The organism is Streptomyces sp. NPDC055955 (assembly GCF_042270245.1).
Lineage (GTDB): Bacteria > Actinomycetota > Actinomycetes > Streptomycetales > Streptomycetaceae > Streptomyces.
Map to the genome: position 1 here is coordinate 189448 of NZ_JBHJYS010000015.1, position 24453 is coordinate 213900.

The 24453-nt window shown below is 72.6% G+C and carries 25 protein-coding genes; 8 read left to right on the plus strand and 17 right to left on the minus strand.

All coding sequences use genetic code 11. The features are described 5' to 3' along the window. Positions 1 to 13: 13 nt before the first annotated feature. Positions 14 to 1012 carry a magnesium/cobalt transporter CorA gene (gene corA / locus ACFC96_RS28375; RefSeq protein WP_376257132.1) on the minus strand — a complete coding sequence of 333 codons (999 nt, stop codon included), beginning with the start codon at positions 1010 to 1012 and terminating at the stop codon, positions 14 to 16. Positions 1013 to 1074: 62 nt separating this feature from the next. On the opposite strand from corA, the gene ACFC96_RS28380 reads away from it, so the two are divergent. The 5 genes from ACFC96_RS28380 (at position 1075) to mshC (ending at position 5181) form a co-directional block, all read left to right on the plus strand. Next, a complete protein-coding gene (locus ACFC96_RS28380) occupies positions 1075 to 1761 on the plus strand; it encodes a histidine phosphatase family protein (protein WP_376257134.1) in 687 nt (228 codons plus the stop codon). A 100-nt stretch (positions 1762 to 1861) separates the two neighbouring features. Then, positions 1862 to 2452, plus strand: a complete 591-nt coding sequence (locus tag ACFC96_RS28385) for a DUF3090 domain-containing protein (protein ID WP_266566185.1) — start codon at positions 1862 to 1864, stop codon at positions 2450 to 2452. After that, entirely contained in the window at positions 2416 to 3252 is an 837-nt protein-coding gene (locus ACFC96_RS28390) for an SCO1664 family protein (protein WP_376614780.1), read from the plus strand. The genes ACFC96_RS28385 and ACFC96_RS28390 overlap by 37 nt, the downstream gene beginning before the upstream one ends. Before the next feature lie 166 nt (positions 3253 to 3418). Then, complete coding sequence (locus tag ACFC96_RS28395; RefSeq protein ID WP_376614782.1) at positions 3419 to 3859, plus strand: SRPBCC domain-containing protein; 441 nt, start codon at positions 3419 to 3421, stop codon at positions 3857 to 3859. Between the two features lie 92 nt (positions 3860 to 3951). Next, positions 3952 to 5181: a cysteine--1-D-myo-inosityl 2-amino-2-deoxy-alpha-D-glucopyranoside ligase gene (gene mshC / locus ACFC96_RS28400; protein ID WP_376614784.1), complete on the plus strand. Its 1230-nt coding sequence runs from the start codon at positions 3952 to 3954 to the stop codon at positions 5179 to 5181. Between the two features lie 163 nt (positions 5182 to 5344). Here mshC and ACFC96_RS28405 read toward each other — a convergent pair whose 3' ends face one another. The 14 genes from ACFC96_RS28405 to ACFC96_RS28470 form a co-directional block, all read right to left on the minus strand. Continuing rightward, complete coding sequence (locus ACFC96_RS28405) at positions 5345 to 6385, minus strand: PAC2 family protein (protein ID WP_376257141.1); 1041 nt, start codon at positions 6383 to 6385, stop codon at positions 5345 to 5347. A gap of 185 nt (positions 6386 to 6570) precedes the next feature. After that, positions 6571 to 7242, minus strand: coding sequence for a FadR/GntR family transcriptional regulator (locus ACFC96_RS28410; protein WP_116503058.1), 672 nt, complete (start codon positions 7240 to 7242; stop codon positions 6571 to 6573). Positions 7243 to 7446: 204 nt separating this feature from the next. After that, a complete protein-coding gene (locus ACFC96_RS28415) occupies positions 7447 to 8715 on the minus strand; it encodes an MFS transporter (RefSeq protein WP_376614786.1) in 1269 nt (422 codons plus the stop codon). Then, positions 8712 to 9704: a Rieske 2Fe-2S domain-containing protein gene (locus ACFC96_RS28420; protein WP_376257145.1), complete on the minus strand. Its 993-nt coding sequence runs from the start codon at positions 9702 to 9704 to the stop codon at positions 8712 to 8714. The genes ACFC96_RS28415 and ACFC96_RS28420 overlap by 4 nt, the downstream gene beginning before the upstream one ends. 5 nt (positions 9705 to 9709) lie before the next feature. Then, the gene (locus tag ACFC96_RS28425; protein WP_376257147.1) at positions 9710 to 9934 is read right to left on the minus strand and encodes a recombinase-like helix-turn-helix domain-containing protein; all 225 of its coding nucleotides are present in this window, start codon (positions 9932 to 9934) and stop codon (positions 9710 to 9712) included. A gap of 20 nt (positions 9935 to 9954) precedes the next feature. Next, positions 9955 to 10899 (minus strand): PDR/VanB family oxidoreductase, encoded by a 945-nt coding sequence (locus ACFC96_RS28430; protein ID WP_376614788.1) that lies wholly within the window; start codon positions 10897 to 10899, stop codon positions 9955 to 9957. 15 nt (positions 10900 to 10914) lie between these two features. Then, positions 10915 to 12540, minus strand: coding sequence for a thiamine pyrophosphate-binding protein (locus ACFC96_RS28435; RefSeq protein ID WP_376614790.1), 1626 nt, complete (start codon positions 12538 to 12540; stop codon positions 10915 to 10917). Positions 12541 to 12550: 10 nt separating this feature from the next. Continuing rightward, positions 12551 to 13333, minus strand: coding sequence for an SDR family oxidoreductase (locus ACFC96_RS28440; protein WP_376614792.1), 783 nt, complete (start codon positions 13331 to 13333; stop codon positions 12551 to 12553). 19 nt (positions 13334 to 13352) lie between these two features. Next, positions 13353 to 14105, minus strand: a complete 753-nt coding sequence (locus tag ACFC96_RS28445; RefSeq protein ID WP_376614793.1) for an SDR family oxidoreductase — start codon at positions 14103 to 14105, stop codon at positions 13353 to 13355. Then, the gene (locus ACFC96_RS28450) at positions 14098 to 14619 is read right to left on the minus strand and encodes a cupin domain-containing protein (RefSeq protein WP_100599053.1); all 522 of its coding nucleotides are present in this window, start codon (positions 14617 to 14619) and stop codon (positions 14098 to 14100) included. Before ACFC96_RS28450 ends, ACFC96_RS28445 begins: the two co-directional genes overlap by 8 nt. 10 nt (positions 14620 to 14629) lie before the next feature. Then, entirely contained in the window at positions 14630 to 15409 is a 780-nt protein-coding gene (locus ACFC96_RS28455; protein ID WP_376257156.1) for an alpha/beta fold hydrolase, read from the minus strand. Beyond that, positions 15406 to 16203 carry an aspartate dehydrogenase domain-containing protein gene (locus ACFC96_RS28460; RefSeq protein ID WP_266739654.1) on the minus strand — a complete coding sequence of 266 codons (798 nt, stop codon included), beginning with the start codon at positions 16201 to 16203 and terminating at the stop codon, positions 15406 to 15408. Before ACFC96_RS28460 ends, ACFC96_RS28455 begins: the two co-directional genes overlap by 4 nt. Next, a complete protein-coding gene (locus ACFC96_RS28465; protein WP_376257158.1) occupies positions 16200 to 17144 on the minus strand; it encodes a VOC family protein in 945 nt (314 codons plus the stop codon). Before ACFC96_RS28465 ends, ACFC96_RS28460 begins: the two co-directional genes overlap by 4 nt. 26 nt (positions 17145 to 17170) lie before the next feature. After that, on the minus strand, positions 17171 to 18655 hold the full coding sequence (locus ACFC96_RS28470) for an aldehyde dehydrogenase (RefSeq protein ID WP_376614795.1): 1485 nt from the start codon (positions 18653 to 18655) through the stop codon (positions 17171 to 17173). Positions 18656 to 18954: 299 nt separating this feature from the next. Here ACFC96_RS28470 and ACFC96_RS28475 point away from each other — a divergent pair, with 299 nt between their 5' ends. Beyond that, positions 18955 to 20319, plus strand: coding sequence for an MFS transporter (locus ACFC96_RS28475; RefSeq protein ID WP_340460994.1), 1365 nt, complete (start codon positions 18955 to 18957; stop codon positions 20317 to 20319). Positions 20320 to 20473: 154 nt separating this feature from the next. Here the strand turns inward: ACFC96_RS28475 and ACFC96_RS28480 are convergent, their stop codons facing one another. After that, positions 20474 to 21622 (minus strand): TetR family transcriptional regulator, encoded by a 1149-nt coding sequence (locus ACFC96_RS28480; protein WP_376614797.1) that lies wholly within the window; start codon positions 21620 to 21622, stop codon positions 20474 to 20476. Between the two features lie 178 nt (positions 21623 to 21800). Further along, positions 21801 to 22895 (minus strand): XdhC family protein, encoded by a 1095-nt coding sequence (locus ACFC96_RS28485; protein ID WP_376614799.1) that lies wholly within the window; start codon positions 22893 to 22895, stop codon positions 21801 to 21803. Positions 22896 to 23012: 117 nt separating this feature from the next. Here ACFC96_RS28485 and ACFC96_RS28490 point away from each other — a divergent pair, with 117 nt between their 5' ends. Both ACFC96_RS28490 and ACFC96_RS28495 read left to right on the plus strand, forming a co-directional pair. Continuing rightward, positions 23013 to 23882 (plus strand): FAD binding domain-containing protein, encoded by an 870-nt coding sequence (locus ACFC96_RS28490; RefSeq protein ID WP_376614801.1) that lies wholly within the window; start codon positions 23013 to 23015, stop codon positions 23880 to 23882. Then, positions 23879 to 24451 carry a (2Fe-2S)-binding protein gene (locus ACFC96_RS28495; protein WP_376614803.1) on the plus strand — a complete coding sequence of 191 codons (573 nt, stop codon included), beginning with the start codon at positions 23879 to 23881 and terminating at the stop codon, positions 24449 to 24451. The genes ACFC96_RS28490 and ACFC96_RS28495 overlap by 4 nt, the downstream gene beginning before the upstream one ends. Positions 24452 to 24453: the final 2 nt, after the last annotated feature.

The window sequence follows — 24453 nt, forward strand, 5'->3', positions numbered from 1 at the left end:
CCGGAGGTGCGCGCTACAGCCAGCCGCGCCGCTTGAACGTGCGGAACAGCACAAGTTCCAGGCAGACCATCGCGAGGATCACGATCGGATACGACCACAGCCAGTGCAGCTCCGGCATGTGGTCGAAGTTCATGCCGTAGATGCCCGCGATCAGGGTCGGGACCGCCGCCATGGCGGCGTACGCCGAGATCTTGCGCATGTCGTCGTTCTGCCGCACACCCATCTGCGCCAGGTGCGCCGCCAGGATGTCCGAGACGAGCCGGTCGAGGGCGTCCACCGACTCGTTGACGCGCAGGAGGTGGTCGCTGACGTCGCGGAAGAACGGCCGCGCCGAGTCGTTCACGAAGGGCACGGATCCCATGAACTGGCCGGTCCCGGAGAGCCGGGCGAGCGGGAGCAACAGCGGGCCCGTGGCCCTGCGGAACTCCAGGATCTGGCGCTTGAACGTGTAGATCCTGGACGCCGTGTTGCGCGAGCCGCCCCCCTCCGGCGAGAACACCTCGGCCTCCAGCTCCTCCATGTCGGTCTGGAGCTCGGTCGCGACCTCCAGGTAGTGGTCGACGGTCGCGTCGGCGATCGAGTACAGGACCGCGGTGGGCCCGTGCCGCAGCACCTCGGGATCGGCCTCCAGCCGCTTGCGTACGACCTTCAAGGGCGAGCCCTCGCCGTGCCGGACGGTCACCACGAACGAGTCGCCCATGAAGAGCATGACCTCCCCGGAGGAGACCCTGTCGCTGTCCGGCTCGTACACGACCGGCTTGAGCACCACGAACACCGAGTCGTCGTACACCTCGAGCTTCGGGCGCTGATGCGCCTTGAGCGCGTCCTCGACGGCCAGCGGGTGCAGCCCGAACTCGGCGCTGACCCGCTCGAACTCGTCCTCCGTCGGCTCGTACAGGCCGATCCAGACGAAGGAGTGGCCCTGCGCCCTGGCCTCGGCGAGCGCGTCGGAGAAGTCCGCGGGCCCCTCCGTCCTGCGCCCGTCGCGATAGATGCCGCAGTCGACGATCACGCTTCGTATTCTTCCCAGGGGGTGCCCGGGCCGCACGTCGCACTGGGCCTAGGCTGGCCCGCATGCCCACGCTGATCCTCGTCCGGCACGGACGCTCCACCGCCAACACCGCGGGCCTGCTCGCCGGGTGGACCCCCGGTGTGTCCCTCGACGAGCGCGGCGCCGCGCAGGCCGCCGCGCTGCCGGAGCGGCTGGCCGCGGTGCCCCTCGCCGAGATCGTCACTAGCCCCCTCCAGCGCTGCCGGGAGACCCTGGCCCCGCTGCTCGCCGCCCGCCCGGACCTCACCCCGCACACCGACGACCGCATCGGCGAGTGCCACTACGGCGACTGGTCGGGCCGCAAACTCGCCGAGCTCGTCGACGACCCGCTCATGGAGGTCGTGCAGCAGCACCCGTCGGCCGCCGCGTTCCCCGGCGGCGAATCCATGCGGGCCATGCAGCACCGGGCCGCGGAGGCCGTACGCGAGTGGAACGCGCGCGTGGAGCGGGACCACGGCCCGGACGCCGTCTATCTGATGTGCTCCCACGGCGACATCATCAAGTCGCTCGTCGCGGACGCCCTGGGGCTCCATCTGGACCTCTTCCAGCGCATCTCCGTGGAGCCCTGCTCGGTCACGGCGATCCGTTACACCCGGCTCCGCCCCTATCTCGTCCGCCTCGGCGACACCGGCGACTTCGCGTCGCTCGCCCCGCGCGAGAAGCCCGCCGAGGGGGACGCCCCGGTCGGGGGCGGTGCGGGCGCCCCGTGATCGTCCGCCGCAGTAGGGTGAAGCCGTCGCAGTAGCTGCAGTTGTTGCCGCGCCCGATCAAGCAGTCGGTCCCAGCCGTCGATTCCAATGGAGACAGGACGTGTCCCGTCAGGTGTTCCTCTATGACCCCCCGGAGCGCTTCGTGGCCGGCACGGTCGGGCTCCCCGGGCGCCGCACCTTCTTCCTCCAGGCCTCGGCCGGCGCCCGTGTGACGAGTGTGGCCCTGGAGAAGACCCAGGTCGCCGCCCTCGCCGAGCGCATGGACGAACTCCTCGACGAGGTCGTGCGCCGCAGCGGCGGGAACGCGCCGGTGCCCGCCGTCGTGCCCACGGAGATCCACGACACGGCGCCTCTCGAGGCGCCCGTCGACGAGGAGTTCCGGGTCGGCACGATGGCCCTCGCCTGGGACGGCGAGGAGGAGCGGATGATCGTCGAGGCGCAGGCGCTCGTCGAGCTCGACGCGGACTCCGACGAGGACCTCGCGGAGGCCGAGGAACGGCTGCTCCAGGACGAGGAGAACGGCCCCCCGATGCTGCGGGTCCGGCTCACCGGCGTACAGGCGCGCGCGTTCGCCAAGCGCGCCCTGGACGTCGTGAACGCGGGGCGTCCGCCGTGCCCCCTGTGCAGTCTGCCGCTCGACCCGGAGGGACACGTATGCCCGCGTCAGAACGGATACCGGCGAGGAGCGTGACCGTCTCGGACACGGACCTCCTCACCAGGGGCGAGCTGGCGGTCCAGGGGCGCATCCGCGAGGCGTCCAACGCGGTTCTCCTGTGCACCGTCACCCACGCGGGCCGCGAGGCGTCGTGCGTGTACAAGCCCGTCGCCGGCGAGCGCCCCCTGTGGGACTTCCCCGACGGCAACCTCGCCCGGCGCGAGGTCGCCGCCTACGAGGTCTCCGAGGCCCTCGGGTGGAGCCTCGTACCGCCGACCGTGCTGCGCGACGGGCCGTACGGCGAAGGCATGTGCCAGCTCTGGATCGACCAGCCCGAGGAGCCCACCGAGGGTGCCGAGCTGCTCGCTCTCGTGGAGGGCGAGGAGCCGGGCGACGGATGGAAGGCCGTCGGGTTCGCGGAGGTCGGCGAGGGGCGCACGGCGCTGCTCGTGCACGCCGACGACGTACGGCTGCGGCGCCTCGCCGTGCTGGACGCGGTGATCAACAACGGCGACCGCAAGGGCGGCCACCTTCTGGTCGACGCAGAGGGGCGCCTGTTCGGCATCGACCACGGCGTCTCCTTCAACACCGAGGACAAGCTGCGCACGCTCCTGTGGGGCTGGGCGGGGGAGCCCCTGACCGGAGAGGCGACCGAGGCCCTGAAGGCGCTCACGGGCGCCCTGGGGGCCGGGAAGCCCCTCGCGCTGCGGCTCGCGGAGCTGATCACGGGGGCCGAGCTGGACGCCGTACGCTCACGGGTCGACGCGATGCTCACGACCGGGAAGCACCGGGAGCCGAGCGGGGAGTGGCCGGCCATCCCGTGGCCGCCCGTCTGAGCCCGTCCCGTTTGAGCCGTCCCGTCTGAGCTCGTCCCGTTTGAGTCGTCCCGTCCGAGTCGGCCTGGTCGAGCGCTGCGGGTGCGCTTCGTCCGGGGGCGGATGTCAGTGGCTGCGGCTACGTTCGAAGAGATCCCTCAGGGGATCCCTGAACGGAGGCCCCGTCGTGAAACTGATCGTCGAGGACCGGATCGACCGGCCGGTCAAGGACGTGTTCAACTCCATCGTGAGCCCGGAGGGGCTGTCCAGCTTCTTCACGGCTGACGCATCCGCCCCGATGATCCCCGACACCACGGTGACCTGGCGTTTCGGCCATGTCGACGCGACCTTCGACGTCGAGATCGGGCCCGTCGAGACGGACCGGCTGATCTCCTGGCGCTGGCCCGGCGGAGTCGTGACCATCGAGCTGGAGCGGGCCGACGACGGAGCGGCCACGCTGCTCACGATCACCGAGCAGCCCATGGGGGAGGACCTGGCGGGCGCGGCGCGGGCCGTCGGGCAGACCCAGGGGTGGACGTACTTCGTGACGGGGCTCAGAGCCCATCTGCTGCACGGCATCCGCCACTTCGGACTCTCGGGCGCCATCCGGGCCACCGTCGAGGCCTGACATGGCACCCGGACGGACCGCAAGAGGGCCTTCCCGGCCATCGGACCCGGTCCGGTTCGTATGCGGAAGCTCCGTCCGGTTAGGCTCATGGCATGCATGCCTGGCCCGCTTCTGAGGTCCCCGCCCTGCCTGGCAAGGGCCGCGACCTGAGGATCCACGACACCGCGACCGATGGCCTCGTCACCCTCGAGCCCGGTCCCGTCGCCCGTATCTACGTCTGCGGGATCACCCCGTACGACGCGACCCATATGGGTCACGCGGCGACCTACAACGCGTTCGACCTCGTTCAGCGCGTGTGGCTCGACACCAAGCGGCAGGTTCACTACGTCCAGAACGTGACGGACGTCGACGATCCGCTGCTCGAGCGCGCGATCCGTGACGGCGTCGACTGGACCGGACTCGCGGAGCGCGAGACCGCCCTCTTCCGCGAGGACATGACCGCCCTGCGGATGCTGCCGCCGCAGCACTACATCGGAGCCGTCGAGGCGATACCCGGCATCGTGCCGCTCGTCGAACGGCTCCGGGACATGGGCGCCGCCTACGAGCTCGAGGGCGACGTCTACTTCTCCGTCGAGTCCGACCCCCACTTCGGCCAGGTCTCCCGCCTGGACGCCGCGGCGATGCGGCTGCTGTCCGCCGAGCGGGGCGGTGACCCGGACCGCCCGGGCAAGAAGAACCCGCTCGACCCGATGCTGTGGATGGCCGCCCGCGAGGGCGAGCCGAGCTGGGACGGCGGCTCGCTGGGCCGCGGCCGGCCCGGCTGGCACATCGAGTGCGTCGCCATCGCCCTCGACCACCTGGGCATGGGCTTCGACGTGCAGGGCGGGGGGGCCGACCTGGCCTTCCCGCACCACGAGATGGGCGCCTCGCACGCGCAGGTCCTCACCGGCGAGTTCCCGATGGCCAAGGCGTACGTCCACGCCGGCATGGTCGCGCTCGACGGCGAGAAGATGTCCAAGTCCAGGGGCAACCTCGTCTTCGTCTCGAAGCTGCGGCGCGACGGGGTCGACCCGGCCGCGATCCGTCTCGCGCTCCTCGCGCACCACTACCGGGCCGACTGGGAGTGGACCGACCAGGTCCTGAGCGACGCCGTCGAGCGGCTGGGCCGCTGGCGTGCCGCCGTGTCCCGCCCCGACGGTCCGTCCGCCGCGGCACTCGTCGAGGAGATCCGCGAGGCGCTGTCGAACGACCTCGACGCACCGTCCGCGCTCGTCGCGGTGGACCGCTGGGCCGCCCTCCAGGCGGAACAGGGCGGTACGGACGAGGGGGCGCCCGGCGTGGTGTCCCGCGCGGTCGACGCGCTGCTCGGAGTCGCGCTCTAGCGCAATCTCGGCCCCGGGCCCGGTCCCGGGGCACACATCCCTCAACCGCCCCCGAACTCGACGGAGTTCGGGGGCGGTCACGCGTGCCCGTGTGACGGCGGGCGCACGGCGAAGGGGCGGTGCGCACCCGGTGCGCACCGCCCCTTTTGAGTCGTCCTTCGCCCTACTCCGGAGAGTCCTCGGAGGAATCGTCCCCGGAGTCCGCGGACGTGCCCGTGTCACCCGTCCCGCCGGGGGTCTCCGTGCCCGGATCGGGGCGCTGGGGCCGCGGCGGCCGGGTGCGCTCGCTCGGGGTGTCCCGCAGGTACGACGCCGTGTCGCCGGCGTCCGTCGCGTGGCCGGCCGGACCGCCCCCGGGGCCGCCGCCGTCCCTGCGCCGCAGATAGCGCTCGAACTCGCGGGCGATCGCCTCGCCGGACGCCTCGGGAAGCTCCGCGGTGTCCCGGGCCTCCTCCAGCGACTGCACGTACTCGGCGACCTCGCTGTCCTCCGCCGCGAGCTGGTCCACGCCCAGCTGCCACGCCCGGGAGTCCTCGGCCAGCTCGCCCAGCGGGATGCGCAGGTCGATCAGGTCCTCCAGCCGGTTGAGCAGCGCCAGCGTCGCCTTCGGGTTCGGCGGCTGCGACACGTAGTGCGGCACCGCCGCCCACAGGGAGACCGCGGGGACGCCCGCGTGCGTGCAGGCCTCCTGGAGGATGCCGACGATGCCCGTCGGACCCTCGTACTTGGTCTCTTCCAGGTCCATGGTGCGCGCCAGGTCGGCGTCGGACGTGACGCCGCTGACCGGCACGGGCCGCGTGTGCGGGGTGTCGCCGAGCAGCGCGCCCAGGATGACGACGAGCTCGACGCCCAGCTCGTGCGCGAAGCCGAGCAGCTCGTTGCAGAACGAACGCCACCGCATCGACGGTTCGATGCCCCGGACCAGGACCAGGTCGCGCGGCTTGTCGCCGCCGACTCTGACCACGGAGAGCCGGGTCGTCGGCCAGGTGATCTTGCGCACGCCGCCGTCGAGCCACACCGTCGGCCGGTTGACCTGGAAGTCGTAGTAGTCCTCGGCGTCGAGCGCCGCGAACACCTCGCCCTTCCACTCCTTGTCGAGATGCGCGACCGCGGCGGAGGCGGCGTCACCGGCATCGTTCCAGCCCTCGAACGCGGCCACCATGACCGGGTCGACCAGCTCGGGAACCCCCTCGAGCTCGATCACCCAGCGCCTCCTTCCGACGTTCCCCCAGTGCCCTCATGGCCTGGGAGGGACCCCCATCGCGTACCTGCCCACCTTACGGCGTCCGCGAGAGCCATCCGCAGCCCCCTTTGTACGGCGGAGTGACCGGATCACTGCCCCGCGATCCGCCCTCGCACTCCCCCTTCACGCCCGTAGCGGAACCCGCCTCAGAGCGTGGAGCGCAGCCACTGCTCCACGCTCGCGATGTGCACGGTCGCCCAGGACCGCGCCGCCTCCGCGTCACCGTCGCGCAGCGCCGCCAGGATCGCCCGGTGTTCGTGCAGGGTCCGGCTGACCGCGTCCTCCTGGGTCAGACCGCGCCAGACCCGGGCCCGGGTCGTCGGTCCGGACAGCCCGTCGAGGAGCGAGCACAGGACCGAGTTGCCCGAGCTCTGCACGATGCCGCGGTGGAACTCGAGGTCGGAGGCGACGAGTTCCTCCACCGAGGGCGCGGCGCCGAGCGCGTCCAGCTGGGCCGCGAGCGCGTCGAGCCGCGCCTCGTCGATCCGGGTGGCGGCCATCGCGGTCGCGGCCGGCTCCAGGATGCGACGCACCGCGAGGAATTCGAGGACGGTGTCGTCGCGGTGGAAGTCGACGACGAAACTCAGGGCTTCGAGCAGGAGTTGGGGGTCGAGGCTGGTGACGTACGTCCCGTCGCCCTGCCGCACGTCGAGGATGCGGATGAGGGACAGGGCGCGGACGGCCTCGCGCAGGGAGTTGCGGGACAGGCCGAGGTCGGCGGCGAGTTCGCTCTCCTTGGGGAGCCGGTCGCCCGGGCGCAGGGCGCCGGAGACGATCATGCCCTTGATCTTCTCGATGGCCTCGTCGGTGACAGCCATGGCGGCCTCCCTGTCCTCGGTTGGAGCGCCACTGTCTGGAGCGCCAATACCTCCGATGTATCGGCCCATTATGTGTGCAGGGATGCGGTGGGCGGGGCGGAGTCCCGCAACAGACGACCTGATCGTGCGGGTGCGGGTGCGGGAACGGAACACCCGGACGCCGAACGGCGCAGGCCCGGCCGGGATCTCCCCGGCCGGGCGGTCTCAACTCGCCCGGCTGTGCTCCAGGTCGGAGCACTCCGCCGAGGACGTCGCACCCGCGCCCGACGGACCCCGAACCGGCCGCGCGAGCAGCCAGGCCCCGCACGCCAGTGTGATCAACTGCGCCCCGGCCAGCAGCGTGAAGCCGGCGCCGAAGCCGTGCCCGCCGCTCGCCGCGATGGCCACGCCCATCAGCATCGGCATGAACGCCGAGACCAGGTTGCCGACCCCGTTGACCACCCCGTACGCGCTGCCCACGAAACGGGCCGGCGCGCAGTGCTGGACCAGCGTGGGGATCGCCGGACCCTGCAGGCCCCAGAAGGCGCCCGCGAGGATCAGGCCCGTCGCCACCGCCCCGTCGCTGTCCGCCCCGGCGACGAGGAGGACACAGACCGCCGTGCCGGCCGAGCCGACGACGAACGGCAGCGCGAGCAGCCGCCGCGGCAGCCGGTCGAGCAGCAGCCCGCCGAGGAACCCGGACGCCAGCGACATCAGGAACGGCAGCGACGACACGGCGCCCATGGCGGCCAGGGAGAAGTGCCGCTCCTGGATCAGATACGACGGCAGCCAGGCGCTCGAACCCCACAGATACGCGAGCGTGGCGATCTCGATGAGCAGGATCGGCGTCAGGCGCGGCATGCTCAGGGCGCCCTTGAGGGTGGCACCGAACCCGGACCGGCGGGCCTGCGCCACACCCCGGCCACGGACGAACAGGGCCGTCAGCGGCAGGCCGATCACCGCGTTGAGCGCGGCAAGGGCGAGGAACGACGTATGCCAGTCGAAGTGGTAGACGAGATACGTGATCAGGGGGAGACCCGCGGCCGTGCCCAGGGACACCCCCATCGAGCTGACCGCGTTCGGCCGTCCCGCCTCGTGCGGCGGGAAGTGCTCGCGCACGTACATCGTCTTGAGTGAGAACAGCGGCCCCTCCGCCGCGCCCAGCAGGGCACGCAGGACGGTGAGCGTGAGCGCGCCCAGGGCGTACGGCGACAGCAGCGTCATCACCGACCACAGGGCCACGCTCACGAACAGGCCGCGCCGCACCCCGAGCGTCGTCTCGTAGAACGGGGTGAGGAAGAAGGCCGCGATGCCGTACCCCACGAGGAAGACGGTCGACAGGGCGCCCTGAGCCACCCGGTCACCGGTGATGCCGAAGTGGTCGGTGAACGCCTCGTCGGTGATGAGGACGGAGACGTTCACCCGGTCCACGTAGCTGATCAGGACGATGACCAGGAGGCTCAGGACGCCGGCCCAGCGGGCTCTCGATCTCATACGGACGACTGCTCCGCGGCGGCCGCCCGGTACATGCGGCGCAGGCGCACCACGCCCAGGTCGTGCTGGTAGAGGTTCTCGCGCTGATCGGCGTCCGCCGGCATGGCCTCCAGCATCACGCGGTCCTGTTCGAGCACCTCCCAGTGGCGCTTCTCGATGAGGGTCTTGTAGAGGAAGCGCCAGGTGTCGCGCTGCCAGCCCTCGACCCGGCGGTAGCGCCAGAAGAAGACACCGCAGCGCTGCTCGTCGACCGGGCAGACCATGCCGACGATCCCGAACGGGCCGCCGGGACCGGCCGACGGAGGGTACGGGATCGACAGGTCGACCCAGTCGACGCCGGTGTGACACAGCTCGACCCAGTCGAAGTTGACGCCCCGCTGGTCGGTCTTCTCGAAGAAGTAGCCCCGGTCCGTCTCACGGATGCGGAACTTGGCCGTCGTGTCACCGTCGAACATGGTGTGCGAGTCGTGGTGCAGGAAGGCGCCGTGCATCGGGTCGAGGAGGTTCTCGACGGCGTAGCGCCACGGAACCTCCCACTCCGCGTAGCACAGGATCGCGTCCGTGCCGGGGTCGGTGAGCGGCTCGGGGATCGTCAACTCGGCCGGCTCCGGGTGCTGTTCGTCGCCGAAGTACGCGAGGATCGCGCCGCCGGCCTCGCGCACGGGCAGCGACCTGACGAGCTTCTTGCCCTCCAGGTTGCAGCCGGGCAGGCCGGGCACCGAGGAGACGGTGCCGTCGCCCTCGACCTCGACGCCGTGGTACCAGCACGCCACCCGGTCGCCCAGGTGTTTACCGAGCGACAGCGGAGCGCCACGGTGCGGGCAGCGGTCCGCGAGCATGGACAGCGTGCCGTCGGAGCGGCGGAACAGGAGCCACTGTTCGCCGAGGGCGGTCACCTTGCGCATGGCGCCGGGCGCGACGAAGGAGGACGGGACGACGGGGTGCCACTGGTTGCGCAGGCCCGTCGCGTAGATGTGGTCGGCGGTCATCGGGGTCACGCTCCCAGTCGGTGCATCTCGGCGCGGAACGAGTCCTCGGTCCACGGGGCGCCGTCGGGGGCGTGGACCTGGCGGGCGTTCAGCCCACGGATGACGTCGGCGAGTTCGTGGCCCTCCTTGGTGAAGACCTCTTCGAGGGTGGCGGCCAGCTTGTACTCGTAGGGGGTGGGTTCGTGCGTACGGGACTGGTGGACGTCCAGGTACGGCCAGGTGGTGGTCACACGTGCCTCCAGGGAAGGGGTTACAGGTCGAGGGCCAGACGGCCGGAGGCGCAGCGCGAGACGCAGATCATCATCGAGGCGCCCGCGGCCCGTTCGGCGTCGGAGAGCAGGAAGTCGCGGTGGTCGGGTGTGCCGTCGAGCACCCGGGTCTCGCAGGACCCGCAGATCCCGTCGCGGCAGGAACTGGCCACGTCCAGGCCGGCCGCCTCCGCCGCCTCCAGGATCGACGTGTCGGCGCCGACGGTCAGCGTGAGCCCGGAGGCGCGGCACTCGACCTCGAAGCCCTCGTCGTCCGCGGACCGCTCGACGACCGGGGCCGCGAACCGCTCGACGCGCAGCCGGTCCGCCGGGCACAGGGCCTCGACGGCGGCGAGCAGCGGCTCGGGACCGCAGCAGTAGACGAGCGTCCCGTCCGGCAGCCCGGCGAGCGTGGACGCGAGGTCGATATGACCCTGCTCGTCCTGCGGCACCACCGTCAGGTCGCCGCCCAGCGCGGCGAGTTCGTCGACGAAGGCCATCGACGCACGGCTGCGACCGCCGTACACCATGCGCCACGCGACGTCCCGGCGCGCGGCCTCGCGGGCCATCGCGAGGATCGGCGTCACACCGATGCCGCCCGCGACGAAGACGTAGCCCGGCGCGTCCTGAAGCGCGAAGTGGTTGCGCGGCGCCGACACGGTGACCCGCCCGCCGGGGCGCAGCTTCGTGTGCACATGGCGCGAACCCCCGCGTGACGACGGCTCGTTGAGGACGCCGATGCGGTACGACTGCGGGGTGCGCGGGTCCGAGCACAGGCTGTACTGGCGGATCTGCCCGCCCACGTGGACGTCGAGGTGCGCACCGGGCTCCCAGGCGGGCAGGGGCTTGCCGTCCGGGTGGGTCAGTTCGACGGAGAGGACGCCGTCGGCCTCCCAGGTCATGCGGTGTACGAGGAGGTCCAGGAGGGTCTCGTCGGTTGCGGTCATGGCTGCGGGGCCTCCCTACGCGGTGGGGATCTTCACGGGCGGGGTGAACGGGTTCTTCATCGGGCCGAGCGCGGCGAGGTCGACCTCGACGAGCGTCGGCCCGTCGGAGGCGACGGCCTCGCCGATGACGGGCTCCGCGTGCTCGACGGCGGCGATCCGCAGATACGGCAGGCCGCAGGCCCGGGCGAGGAGCTCGAAGTCGGGCGTGGCGAGGTCGACGCCCGAGCGCCGGTCGCTGTGCCGGTCCTGCATGTTGCGCAGGACGCCGTAGCCGCCGTCGTTGAACACGAGGAGGGTCAGGCGGGGGCGCTCCTGGGCGAGGGTGAGCAGCTCGCCGAGGTGCACGGCCAGCCCGCCGTCACCGGCGATGACGACCGTCGGCGCGTCGGGCCTGGCGAGCGCGGCCCCGATGCCCATGCCGAGGCCCTGCCCGATGCCGCCGCCGCGCGGGAAGACGTTGTCGCGCGGGTCGTACATGTCGAGAAGGCGGTTGCCCCAGCTGCTCGACGGGATGGTGACGTCGCGGGCGACGACGGCCTCGCGGGGGAGCGCGGCCCGGATCGCGTCGCAGATGGCGGCCTGCGGACCGATGTTGTCGTGCAGGGTGGCGCGCACCTCGTCGCGGACCGCGGCGACCCGGGCGCTCCAGCCCGGCCCGGCGGGCTGCGCGTACGGGAGCAGCCGCTCCAGCACACCGGCGGCGTCGCCGTGCAGCGCGTGCGGGGCCGCGTACACACGGCCGAGCGCGTCCGCGTCCAGGTCGATCTGGATGTGGGCGGCCGGGAGTTCGAGGCCGTAGTCGGCGGTCTCGTTGGACCGGAAGTGGGTGCCGATCGTGAGCAGGACGTCGGCGTCGGCGAGCAGGGCCCGCCCGGCGGGCGTCGTCGCGAAGTTGCCGACGACCTGCGGGTGGTCCTCGGGGACGGCGCCGCGCCCGGAGTTGGACGTCAGGAGAGCGGCCCCGGTCGCGGCGAGCAGGTCCGCGAGCTGGGTACGGGCGCGGGTCGCGCCGCCACCGGCCCAGATCACCGGACGTTCGGCCGAGGCCAGCAGGGCGCCCGCGGCGGCGAGTTCGTCGTCACCGGGCACGGGCACGGCGGCCTCCGTGAACTCCTCGGCGGCGTCCGTCTGCGCCGCGTACTGGAGGTCGACCGGCCATTCCACGCTCGCGGGGCCACCCGGGGCGGTGAGCGCGGCACGGGCGGCCTCGCGCAGGACGCGGCCCGCCGCGTCGGTGGACGGCACGGTCGCGGCGTGCTTGGAGACCGCCGTCAGCATGCCCAGCTGGTCCTTTGTCTCGTGGATGAAACCGCGGCCGCTGCCCAGGAACTCCGACTCGACCTGCCCGGTGATGTGCAGGACGGAGGTGCCGGAGGCCAGGGCCTCGATCAGGGAGCCGGCCGCGTTGCCCGCGCCCGTGCCGGTCGAGGTGAGGGCGCAGCCGAGCGTGCCGCGGGCCCTGCCGTAGGCGTCGGCCGCGTTGACGGCGGACGCCTCGTGACGCACGGGCACGAACCGCAGCTCGCGGTCGACGGCCTCGACGAGCGGCAGGTTGTGCACGCTGACGATCCCGAAGACCGTGTCGATGCCCAGTTCCCGCAGGACGGCGACGAGGAGATCGCCTCCGGTGTCGTAACGCATGGTGATCTCCTCAGAGGATGGAGCGGCCGACTCCGCCGCAGACGTCGATGCTGGTTCCGGTGATGTACGAGGCACGCGGCGAGAGCAGCGCGACGATCGCGTACGCGACCTCCTCGGCCCGGCCGAGCCGCCCGAGCGCGATCCCGCGGTCGGCGGCGAGCTCCGCCTGCCAGTCCTCGTAGGAGAGCCCGGACTCGGCGGCGGCGTGCCGGCGGGTCCACTGGCCGGTGTCGACGAGGCCGAGGCAGACCGAGTTGACGCGGATCCCCTCGGGGGCGAGCTCGGTGGCGAGGGACTTGGAGAGGTTGAGGATGCCGGCGCGGGCGGCGCTCGTCGTGATCAGCCGGGTCTCCGGCTGCTTGGCGAGGACCGCGTTGACGTTCACGACGGACGCGGCGTCGGACGCGGTGAGATGCGCGCGGGCGGCGTGCAGCGGGTTGAGGACGCCGGAGAACTTGAGCTCCAGCTCGTCGCGCCAGTCCTCGGCGGTCGACTCGTCGAGACTCTTCATACGGGACTGGCCCGCGTTGTTGACGAGCCCGTCGAGGCCCCCGAAGGTGTCGACGGCATGCCGGACGAAGTCCCGCACGGCCGTCGCGTCGCGCACGTCGCAGACGCCGGTCAGGAGGCGGTCGCTGCCGAGGCGCGCCGCCGCCTTCGCGAGACGGACGGCGTCACGGCCGCAGGTCGCGACGCGCGCGCCCTCGTCCAGAAGGGCGCGGACCGTGGCCAGGCCGACGCCCGAGCTGCCGCCGGTGACCAGGACGGTCCGGTCGGCGAGGCCCAGATCCATGATGGTGCACTCCTGTGGGTCAGTTCATCGTGAAGCCGCCGTTGACGGCGATCACTTGTCCGGTGAGATAGCGGGACTCCTCGCCGAGCAGGAAGGCGACGAGACCGATGAGGTCGCCGGGCTCCTGCGGCCGCGAGATGGCCCGGCCCGAGCGGTACAGCTCGTGCCGTTCCTCGGGGACGGTCTCGGTGGCCTCGCACTCGGTGAGGCCGGGCGCGACCGCGTTGACGGTGATGCCCCTGTCGCCGAGCTCCCTGGCCATCGCCCGGGTCAGCGCGATGACCGCGCCCTTCGAGGCGATGTAGTGGGCGAGGCGGGGCGAGCCGTAGAGCGCGGCGTCCGAGGCGACGTTCACGATCCGGCCCGGCGAGCCGAAGAGCGGGTACAGGGCCTTCGACACCAGCCAGGGGCTGCGGGCGTTGACCGTCATCAGGCGGTCCCACACCTCGACGTCGATGTCCTGGAACTCCTTGCCGCCGACGCCGTTGGCGAGTGCCGCGTTGTTGATCAGGCCGTACAGCGGACCCAGTTCCCGTACGCGAGCGGCGAGTTCGTCGACCGACTCGGGGTCGGCCACGTCGCAGCGCACGAAGTGGGCGTCGAGCCCGTCACCGCGCAGGCCCTCGACCGCGTGGGTCCCGCGCTCGGTGTCGAGCTCGGCGACGACGACGCGGAAGCCGTCCTCGGCGGCCCGGCGGGCCATGGCCAGTCCCAGGCCACGGCCCGCCCCGGTGACGACGACGGTGCCGGCGCCCCCCGAGGGGTCAGTCACGGGTGACACCGTGCATCGGCGAGTGCTCCGGGTACGTCGGGACCTGCGGCTTCTGCGTGCCGATGACGACGCAGAACAGGGCGTCGGTGTCGCCCTCGTTCTTCAGGGACCGGGCCACGCCCGCCGGGACGACGATCATGTCGCGGTAGCCGAGGGTGCGGTACTCGACCTCGTCGGCGCCGCGGTGGATGCCGACGCGGACCTGGCCCTCCAGGACGAAGAAGGCCTCCTCGACGTCGTGGTGGGTGTGCTCGGGGCCCTCGGCGCCGGGCGGCAGCAGCATGTTGGAGAAGGTGAAGCCGCCGGACGGGAGGATCCGCGAGTCGTTCTCGTGGTTGCCGGTGGCGCCGGAGCCGACGTAGCGGATCTGGCCGCGGCGGTACTGCGGGCCCGCCTTCTCCTGGAAGGAGAGCGTGTTGAAGTCCGCGACACGGGACTCCTTGGTGGCGATGAGCGAGTCGGTGTACTTGCCGAGGTCGCTGCCGTTGTCGTAGTCGGTGGTGGTCAGAGGCATGGCGGGACTCCTACTCGGGGATGCGGGCGGTGATGCGGAGGTGGGACAGGACCCACGCGTCGAAGCGCGCGGGCTGTTCCTGGTTGGCCAGGTGACCGGCGTCCTTGACGATCACGTAGGCGGTCTTGTGGAGGGCGCCGGCGAGGACCTGCGAGGCCTCGACGCCGGTGACCTGGTCCTGGTCGCCGCACAGGACGAGCGTGGGCGCGGTGATCCCGGGCAGCTCGGCCCGCAGGTCGGCGCAGGCCATGGACTCGGCGGCGTAGGCGTAGCCGGGCAGCCGCACGGAGGCGGCCATGGTGTCGACGACGCGCTGTACGAGTGCCTCGGGCGCCTCGCCGGACACGAGCCGCGGTCCGCGCTTCTCGGCGAAGGCGCGCGGTCCGAGCTCGGCCAGCTCGGCTGCCCGCGCCCGCATGCCCTCGGCCTTGGCGGGGTCGGTGCCGGAGCCCGCGCTGGAGTCGGCGACGACGAGGGACTCGACCAGGTCCGGGTGGCGGGCCGCGAGCCGCAGCGCGATCACCCCGCCCCAGGAGACACCGAGGACGTGCGCGCGTCCGCCGCGCTCCCGGATGACCTCGGCTGCCGCGTCCGCGAACCCGTCCAGGTCCAACGGCCCCTCCGGGTCGGGCGACTTGGCGTAGCCGGGCGCGTCCCAGGCCACGACCCGCGCGTACGCGGACAGCTCGGCGAGCTGCGGGGCGAACGCCGCCGACGAGGAGCCGATGCCGTGCAGGCACAGCAGCAGGGGGCCGTGGTCGCCCGCCTCCTCGACATGGACGGCGCTCACAGGATCTGGCCCGTCCGACCGGCCAGCGCCGCCAGGCTGCGCAGCACCGCGTACGGCACGACCTGGCTGGTCGCGGGGTTGCCCGGATCCGGCAGGTGCGCGACGTCGAAGCGGTACGCGCCGTGCGCGCCGGACGCCTCGACGACGTGCCGCGTGTGGCGGGCGCCGGGGTCGGCGACGACCCGGACCCGCACAGCGTCCAGGTCACCGACGGCGAGGGCGACCGAGGCGGCCACGTTCGTCGACTTGGGGAACTTCACGGGGATGTCGCGCGCCGTGCCGGACATGACCTCGACGGGCCCGGTCGCCGTCCGCAGCCTGGACAGCAACTCCTCGTCCATCCAGGGCTGTTCGAGGGTGGACGGCAGCTTGGTGGTGGTGAGCCGTACCTCGTCGAGGGGGCCGAGGGAGCGCACCGCCTGGAGGAGGTCGAGGCCGCCGACCGCGCCGCCGGTGAAGTACACCCGGCCGGGGCCCGCCGCGAGCAGCCGCTTGGACAGCTCGTCGTCGGTCAGCGCCCCGGTCGACGCGACGAGCAGATCCGTGCCGGAGGCGAGGACCCGCTCACCCCACTCCCGTACGACACCCTGCCCGGCCGCCTCGACGATCAGGTCGCAGCACTCCAGGGCCTCGTCGAAGGTCCGCTGGGGTGCGGGCGCCGTGTCGCCGAGGGGGCGGTTGTCGATGATGCACGTCAACTCGGCCCCGGGGACCTGCTGTTCGGCGAGTGCGGTGCCGACGACGCGGCCGATCGCGCCCCAGCCGACGAGGCCTACCTTGCGTACCGTGCTCATGCGGGGACCTCCTGGGAGACGGATGTGTGCGGGCCGGGGTCCGGGGAACCGGCCATGTGACAGCGGATCTCCTTCGACGGCGGGCCCGCCGTGCCCCACAGGTCGGACAGCTCGGGCACGCGCCGCCACACCCGCGCGATCCACGCGTCCTCGACGATCTGCGCGACCTCGGACGTGTACTCGCACACGAGCCCGGACGGGTCGGTGAAGTAGGAGAAGGTGTTGTTGCCGGGGCCGTGGCGGCCCGGCCCCCACTGCGGGTCGATGCCGTGGTGCTTGAGCCGGCCGAGGCCCCGCATGAAGTGGTCGACCGAACTCATCTCGTACGCCACGTGGTTGAGGGAAGCCCACTCGGCCTGGTTGAACGCGATGCAGTGGTGGTCGGCGTTGCAGCGCAGGAACGCCATCTGGTGCTCGGACCAGTCGGAGACGCGCAGGCCGAGGACGTCGCAGTAGAACGCGACGGAGGCGTCGATGTCGGCGGTGTTCAGGACTGCGTGCGTGACGCCGACGGGGACGGCGGCGTCCCTGCCGCGCGGCGCGACCGCCTCGACCTGCGCGCTGATCTCCACGAGCCGCCGCTCGGGGTCGGTGAAGCGCAGGCCGTAGCCGCCGCCCACCTGGTCGAGCGGTCCGGGACCGAAGACCGGGGTGATCCCGCGGGCCTCCAGGCGCCGGGCCGCCTCGTCGACCTCGGCGGGCGTGGCTACGGCGAACGCGAGCCGGCCGAGTCCCGTGCGGTCCGCGCGGGTGAGGTGCAGGACGTGGTGTTCCTCGCCGGTGCCGCGCAGCCAGGCCGCCGCGCCGCGCTCCGCCTCGACGGTCCGCAGGCCCCAGACCTCCTCGTAGAAGTCGGCGGCCTCGGTGAAGGCGGGGGTGAGCAGCTCGACGTAGCGCAGGGAGCGCAGGCGGGCGACGGGTCCGGGCGATGGGTGGGGCATGAGTGTCTCCAGACGACGGGGCGCGGTCAGTTGGCCCAGGGCAGGGGCGCGTCCGAAGTGCCCCAGTACAGGGACTTCTGGCGCTGGTAGGCGCGGATGGCGTCGCGGCCCTTCTCCGTGCCGAGACCGCTGTCCTTCATCCCGCTGAACGGGGTGGAGGCGCTGAACTGCTTGTACGTGTTGATCCAGACCGTCCCCGCCTCGATCCGGCGGGCCAGGCGCCACGCCGCCCGGTGGTCGCGGGTCCAGATCCCGCAGGCGAGCCCGTAGACGGAGTCGTTGGCCTGGCGGACCAGGTCGTCCTCGTCGTCGTAGGGCAGGGCGACCAGGACGGGCCCGAAGATCTCCTCCTGGCAGGTCCGTGAGGTGTTGGGGAGCCCGTCGAGCACGGTGGGCAGGTAGTACGCGCCGTCCCGGAAGGTGTCGCCCTCGGGCGCCCGGCCGCCGCACAACACCCGGGCGCCCTCGGAGCGGGCCAGATCGACATAGGCGGCGACGGAGTCCCGGTGCCGGTGGTGGACCAGCGGTCCGACCTGGGTACCGGGGTCCGTGCCGGGACCGACGCGCAACTTGCGCACCCGTTCGACGAGTTCGCCGACGAAGCCGTCGTAGATCTCGCGTGCGACGAAGAGCCGCGAACCGGCGATGCACGACTGGCCGCTGGACGAGAAGATCCCGAACATCACGCCCGCCAGGGCCTGCTCGACGTCCGCGTCCGCGCGCACGATCGTCGGCGACTTGCCGCCGAGTTCGAGGGAGGCGGGGATCAGCTTCGAGGCCGCCACCGCCGCGATGGACCGCCCGGTCTCCGTGCCGCCGGTGAAGCCGATCCGGGTCACCAGGGGGTGGTGCACGATCGCGTCCCCGACGATCCGGCCGCTGCCGGGCAGGACCGACAGCAGGGCGGTGGGCAGGCCGAACTCGGTGAGCGCCTGGTGGATGAGGCGCCCGAGCGCGAGCGAGACCAGCGGGGTCCAGGCGGCGGGCTTCAGCAGGACGGCGTTGCCGCCGGCGAGGGCGGGCGCGATCTTCTGCGCGTCGCTGGCGACCGGCGAGTTCCAGGGGTTGATCGCGCCGACGACACCGATCGGCTCGTACACGCTCATCGTCACGTACGGGCCGCGGGACGGGGTGAGGGTCTCCTCGGCCGTCTCCAGGGCCGCCGCCATGTACCGGAAGGTGCCGGCCGCGCTGAGCGCGAGGGCCTTCGTCTCGGTGAGGGTCTTGCCGGTGTCGGCGGTCTGGAGGGCCGCGAGCTCACCGGCGGCCTGTTCGGTCAACTCGGCGATGCGGTGGAGAAGCCGGGCCCGCTGGTGGGGGAGGAGGTCGCGCCAGGCCGGGTCGGCCACGGCGAGCGCGGCGGCCCGGGCGGCTTCGTCGACCTCGTCCGCGGAGGCGCTGTGGACGGTGGCGAGCACCTCTCCGGTCGCCGGGTCGACGGTCTCGACCGGTTCGCCCGCGCCGCGTCGCCACTGGCCCGCGATCAGGATGTCGGTGGGGTGGTGAGGCACGGGCGGGACCTCCAGGCGGTCTACGGCCAACGGGTGCGGGGGAGTTGGGCTCACCGGGGCGCTCGCTCACGTTGGCTGCGCCTCTCGGCTTGCTCAGTGCTAGAAATCTAAGCGCTTAAATATTTTCCCGCAAGACCCTGCGGCGAAGTCGTCGCGCGACGGTGTCCGAGGTGGGTCACGTGCGGGTGACGGTGAGGTCTCTTCCGATGTATCTAAGTCATTAATCATTGACCGCTTAGATAAGTCCTCTTAGTGTCTGCGCAACTCCTCTGTTCGCGTTGTCGCGGAAGGACCCCCTCATGACGACTGTGGCCGGCAAGCCAGGCCTCGGCTCGATAGCAGCCCGGCTCGAACGACTCCCGCAATCCCGCTGGCACGTGAAGGTCCGGTTCCTGATCGGCGCCGTCACGTTCTTCGAGGCGTTCGACCAGCTCCTTGCCGCGTCCGCGCTGCCCGTCCTGATCAAGGACTGGCACCTGACCACGGGCCAGGCCACCTTCGCGGTCACCACCGGCTCCGTGGGCATGCTCCTGGGCGCCCTGGTCGCCGGATGGCTGGGCGACCGGATCGGCCGGGTGCGGACCGTGGCCCTCGGTGTCGCCGTCACCGCGCTCGGGAGCCTCGCCGTGGCCTTCTCGAACGGCATCGAGCTCTTCTCGCTCTTCCGCTTCGTCCAGGGCCTCGGTATCGGCGGGGTCGTCCCCGTGGCGGCCACGTACATCAACGAGATCGCCCGCTCCGACAAACGCGGACGCTTCGTCCTGATCTACGAGATGATCTTCCCGGCCGGTCTGGCCGCGGCCACCCTCGTCGCCGTATGGGTGGTGCCGAACCTCGGCTGGCGCGCGATGTTCGTGATCGGCGCACTGCCCGTCCTGCTCGCCGCCGCCCTGCCCAAGCACGTCACCGAGTCGCCCCGGTGGCTGCTCTCCCAGGGCCGTGCCGAGGAGGCCGAGCGGGCCATCGCGCAGATCGAGGCGGAGGTCGCCGCCGCCACCGGAGAACCTCTGCCGCAACCGGCCGCGGACCGGGTGGAGGAGACCTCCCGGGGGCGCCTGCGCGAACTGTTCACCGGCCGCTACCTGCGCCGCACGACTGTCGTCTCCGGGCTCTGGTTCGTCGCGTACTACGTCAACCACGGCATCTCGACCTGGCTGCCGTCGCTCTACACCAAGAACTTCGGGCTCGACCTGACCACCGCGCTCGTCTACACCCTGCTCAGCAACGTGACGGGACTCCTCGGCACCCTCGCCGTCGCCCTTGTCATCGACCGCGTGGGCCGGCGTCCCGCCCTCGTGGCCGCGCTCGGCGGCACCACGTTCACCCTCGCGACACTCGCTCTGGTCGGCGTGACGTCGGGCAGCCAGGTAGCGATCTTCGCCTCCTGCACGACGTTCTTCGTGTACGCCATCAACGCGGGCCTCTATCTCTACTCGCCCGAGCTGTACCCGACCCGCAACCGCGCCAAGGGTGCCGCGTTCGGCGGCCTGTGGAACCGCCTCGGCGTCATTCTGGGCCCCGTCACGGTCGGCGCGATCATCGGCGGGGGCGGCAGCCTCACGCTCGTCTTCGCCCAGCTCGCCGGGGTCGCCGCGGTGGGTGCGGTGATCGCGCTGTTCGCGGTGGAGACGAAGGGCAAGACGCTGGAGGAGCTCAACTCCTGACGGCGGTCCGGGTGTTCGGCGCCGGTCTCTCGCGCGGGGGGTGCGAGGGGCCGGCGCCTTCGCGTGTCCGTGGTGCGGGCTCAGCTCTGTCCGTCGGTGCGGGCCCAGCTGTGTCCGTCGGTGAGGGCTGAGAGCTCCGTCCCTCCGCGTGGGCTCAGCCCTGTCCCTCTGTCATCGACCGTCCCAAACCGCTCAGCAGCGCCGCGAGTTGCCGCTGCTCGCCCGGTACGAGCCCAGCGAGCAGTTGCCGTTCGTGTGAACGGCGCTCCTCGGCCACCCGGCCGACCAGGTCGGCCCCGGCCGGGGTGAGGCGGAGGCGGACGACGCGGCGGTCCTGGCCGTCACGTTCGCGTTCGATGAGGCCCGCCTCCACCAGGCGGTCGGCGTGCTGGGTGACACCGCCCGCGCTGACCGCGCCGGCCGCGGCGATCTCGCCCATCGTGCGCCGGTAGGGGGCGCCGGTCGCGTGCAGCGCGGACAGCACCTCGAAGGCGGCCAGGCTGATGCCGTGCCGCTTCACGACGCGGCCGATCAGGGTCCGGTAGCGCGCGGTGCAGGCGTTGAGCGCGGCGAACACGGCGGGGCCGGACGCGCCGGGGGCCTCGCGCGCGGGAGGGCCGGCGGCCGGCCCCGGGGCCGGCCACTCGGCGACGTGCCGCTCCGGGACCGGCCCCTCCGGGATCCGTCCGGTCAGCGCCGCCGTCAGGACGTCCGTGAGGACGGGCTCCAGGGTGTCCGTCGGCACCGACGCGGCCGGTTCGTGAGCGAAGAGGTAGCGCTCCATGATCACGCCGAAGAGGATGCTGCGGATCACGGCGATGCGCGCGTCCGCCGCGTCGCTGTCGCCGAGCAGCCGGCGCAGGGGCTCGCTCACCTGCCGGTCGAGGATCGTGGACAGCAGCTCCGCGCTGGGGGGATGGCTGAGCCCCGAGCGGATCAGCGCGGGCCAGGGGTCGTGCGCGGGCAGCCGGTCCCAGCGGTCGAGGTAGTCGTGGGCGAGCGCGTGCGGCAGCTGCTCCCGGCCGACCGAGGGGTCGTCGAGCACGCCCTCGGTGACTCCGGTCCCGCCGCCGACGACCTCGCGGAACAGTCCGTCCTTCGAGCCGAAGTACGCCATGACCAGGCCGGGGGTGACGCCCGCCTCGGCGGCGATGGCCCGGATGCCGACGCCCTTGTAGCCCTGGGCCGCGAACAGCCGACGGGCCGCCTCCAGCACGGCGCTGCGCCGCCCCTCGGGGTCGTGGGAGCGGCCGCGACGGGGCTCGGGGGCGGTCCGGTCCGGGGTGCTGTGCTCTGCGTCCACGTGCCTCAGATTAAACGAGCGTTCAGAAGGGGGTGTTCGGGTCGGCCACGGGGGTCGGGCCGCCCCTGGCCGTCGTCGCCGACACGCGCCCGGGGCGCCGTCATCGGCCGGCCTGCCCGGGGCGCCCTCGCGGGACGGGTCCGAAACAGCCGTTCAAAAACGCCCGTTCAAAAGGAGCTCACGACGCGTGCACCGGCCCCGTGAGGCCGCTCAGTGCCCGCCCGCTGCCGCCCCGCCGCACCGCGATGAGCTCCGCAGCGATGGACACGGCCGTCTCCTCCGGTCCGCGCCCGCCGAGATCGAGGCCGATCGGCGAGCGCAGCCGCGCCAGTTCGCTCTCGCCGAGCCCGGCGGCCCGCAGCCGTGCCAGCCGGTCCTCGTGGGTGCGCCGGCTGCCCATGGCGCCCACGTAACCGGCCCTGCTGCGCAGCGCCAGTTCGAGGACGGGCACGTCGAAGCGGGCGTCATGGGTCAGCACGCACACGGCGGTGGCCGCGTCCACCTGGTCCTCGTGGGCCGCGAACCAGCGGTGCGGCCAGTCCACGACGACCTCGTGCGCGTCCGGGAAACGGGCGGCCGTCGCGAAGGCCGGGCGGGCGTCGCACACGGTCACCCGGTGTCCGAGCAGCGCTCCGATCCGTACGAGGGGGCGCGCGAACTCGACCGCGCCGCACACCAGGAGGTGCGGCGGCATCCCGAAGGCCTGCACGAACAGTTCCCGCTCGGGGGTGCACGACGGGGCCGGGCCCGGCTCGCCGACGCGCACGAGGCCGCTCGCGCCGCGGGTGAGCAGCGCTTCGGCGGCCTGAGCCGCGGCCCGGTCGAGCCGTGCGTCGCCGAGTGTGCCGCTCACCCCGCGGGCGCCCGTGGCGAGGCTTCCCGGCCCGCCCTCGACCGGCGTCACCAGTGCCACCGGGACCTGGGCCGCGAGGTCGGCGGCCACCCGGGCGAGCGGCGCGTCGGCGGTGACCTCGCGGATCAGCACCTCTATGGTTCCGCCGCAGGTCAGGCCCACCGAGAAGGCGTCGTCGTCGCTGACCCCGTACGTCTCGCGGGCGGGCCCCGCACCGGCGAGGACGTCCTCCGCGACCGCGCACACCGCGGCCTCCACGCAGCCGCCGGAGACGCTGCCGACGACGCGGCCGTCCTCGGCGACCAGCATCGACGTGCCCGCGGCGTGCGGGGCGGAGCCCCAGGTGCGGACGACCGTCGCCATCGCGAAGCGGGTCGTGGAGGCCTGCCACGCGGCTGCCTGGTCGATCACGTGTCGCATGTCGCTCACCTCGAGCACATCGAATCGGCTGCACCCTCTTGCCAAGAAGAAACTTTAGTGTAAATCATTTTAGGCATTAGATAGATGCGTCGACCCGAGAGGCCTGGTGGAAGCCGGTTGAAACCGACACCCTTTGACTACAGCGCTCCAGGCAGCGTCGGCGAGGTGCTGGCCCTCCTCGCCGACGAGGAGCGGGAGGCCAAGGTCCTGGCCGGCGGCCAGTCCCTGATCCCCATGCTCAGCATGCGCCTCGCCCGCCCGGGGCTGCTCGTCGACATCACCCGGGTCCCCGGCCTCGACCGCCTGTACGCCGACGCCTCGGGAGCCCTGCACATCGGCGCCGCCGTCCGCCAGTCCCGGGCCGCGGACGACCCGGTGGTGCGCGCCGGGTGGCCCCTGCTCGCGGCGGCGATCGGGCGCATCGGGCACCCGCAGATCCGCCACCGCGGCACGGTCTGCGGCAGCCTCGCGCACCACGACCCCGCGGCCGAACTGCCGACCGCCGCGCTCGCCCTCGACGCCCGCTTCGTGATCGCCGGACCCGGCGGCAGCCGTACCGTCGGCGCCGCCGACTTCTTCGTGGCCACCTTCCAGACCGCCGTGGCACCGGACGAGCTCCTCACCGAGGTCGTCCTGCCACCGCGGTCCGGTGACGGCTGGGCCTTCGAGGAACTCGCCCGCAGACATGGCGACTTCGCCACCGTCGGCGTCGCGGTCACCCTGCGCCGCGCGCCGGACCGGCGCACGGTCGCCGCCGCCCGCGCGGTCTTCTGCGGCGCGGGCCCCGTCCCCGTGCGCCTGCCCGCCGTCGAGGAGGCGCTGACCGGGACCGACGCGGGAGCGGCGGCCCTCGACGCGGCCGCGTCCGCCGCGCTCGCCGGACTCACCCCCGCCGACGACGTCCACGCCACGGCCACCTACCGCCGCGAGGCCGCCGCCCACCTCCTCGTCCGTGCCTGCACCCTCGCCTGGGAGCGCTGCTCATGACCACAGACCTCGTCACCTCCGACCCGGCGACGGCCACCCGCGCCGCCCCGCCGCCGCTCGCCGAACCCTCCGGCTGGCACGAGATCCGCCTGACCGTCAACGGCGCGCCCGTGACCGCCCAGGTGGAGTCCCGGCTGCTGCTCAGCGACTTCCTGCGGGACCGGCTGCGCCTGACCGGCACCCACGTCGGCTGCGAGCACGGCGTCTGCGGCGCCTGCACCGTCCTCGTCGACGGCGAGCCGGCCCGCTCCTGCCTGACCCTGGCCGTGCAGTGCGCCGGAGCCGAGCTGCGCACGGTCGAGGGCCTCGCCCCCGGTGACGCCCCGCTCACCCCCGTGCAGCGGGCGTTCCACGAGTGCCACGGGATGCAGTGCGGCTTCTGCACCCCCGGATTCGTGATGACCGCGACCGCGCTGACCGAACGGCCCGAGCGGCCCGACGCGGCCGAAGTCGCCGACGCCCTCAGCGGACACCTGTGCCGCTGCACGGGTTACCGCAACATCCGTCGCGCCGTGTTCCAGGCGCTGGACGAACGATTCGCCGATGGCCCCGCCGGGCCGGGGGAGTGACC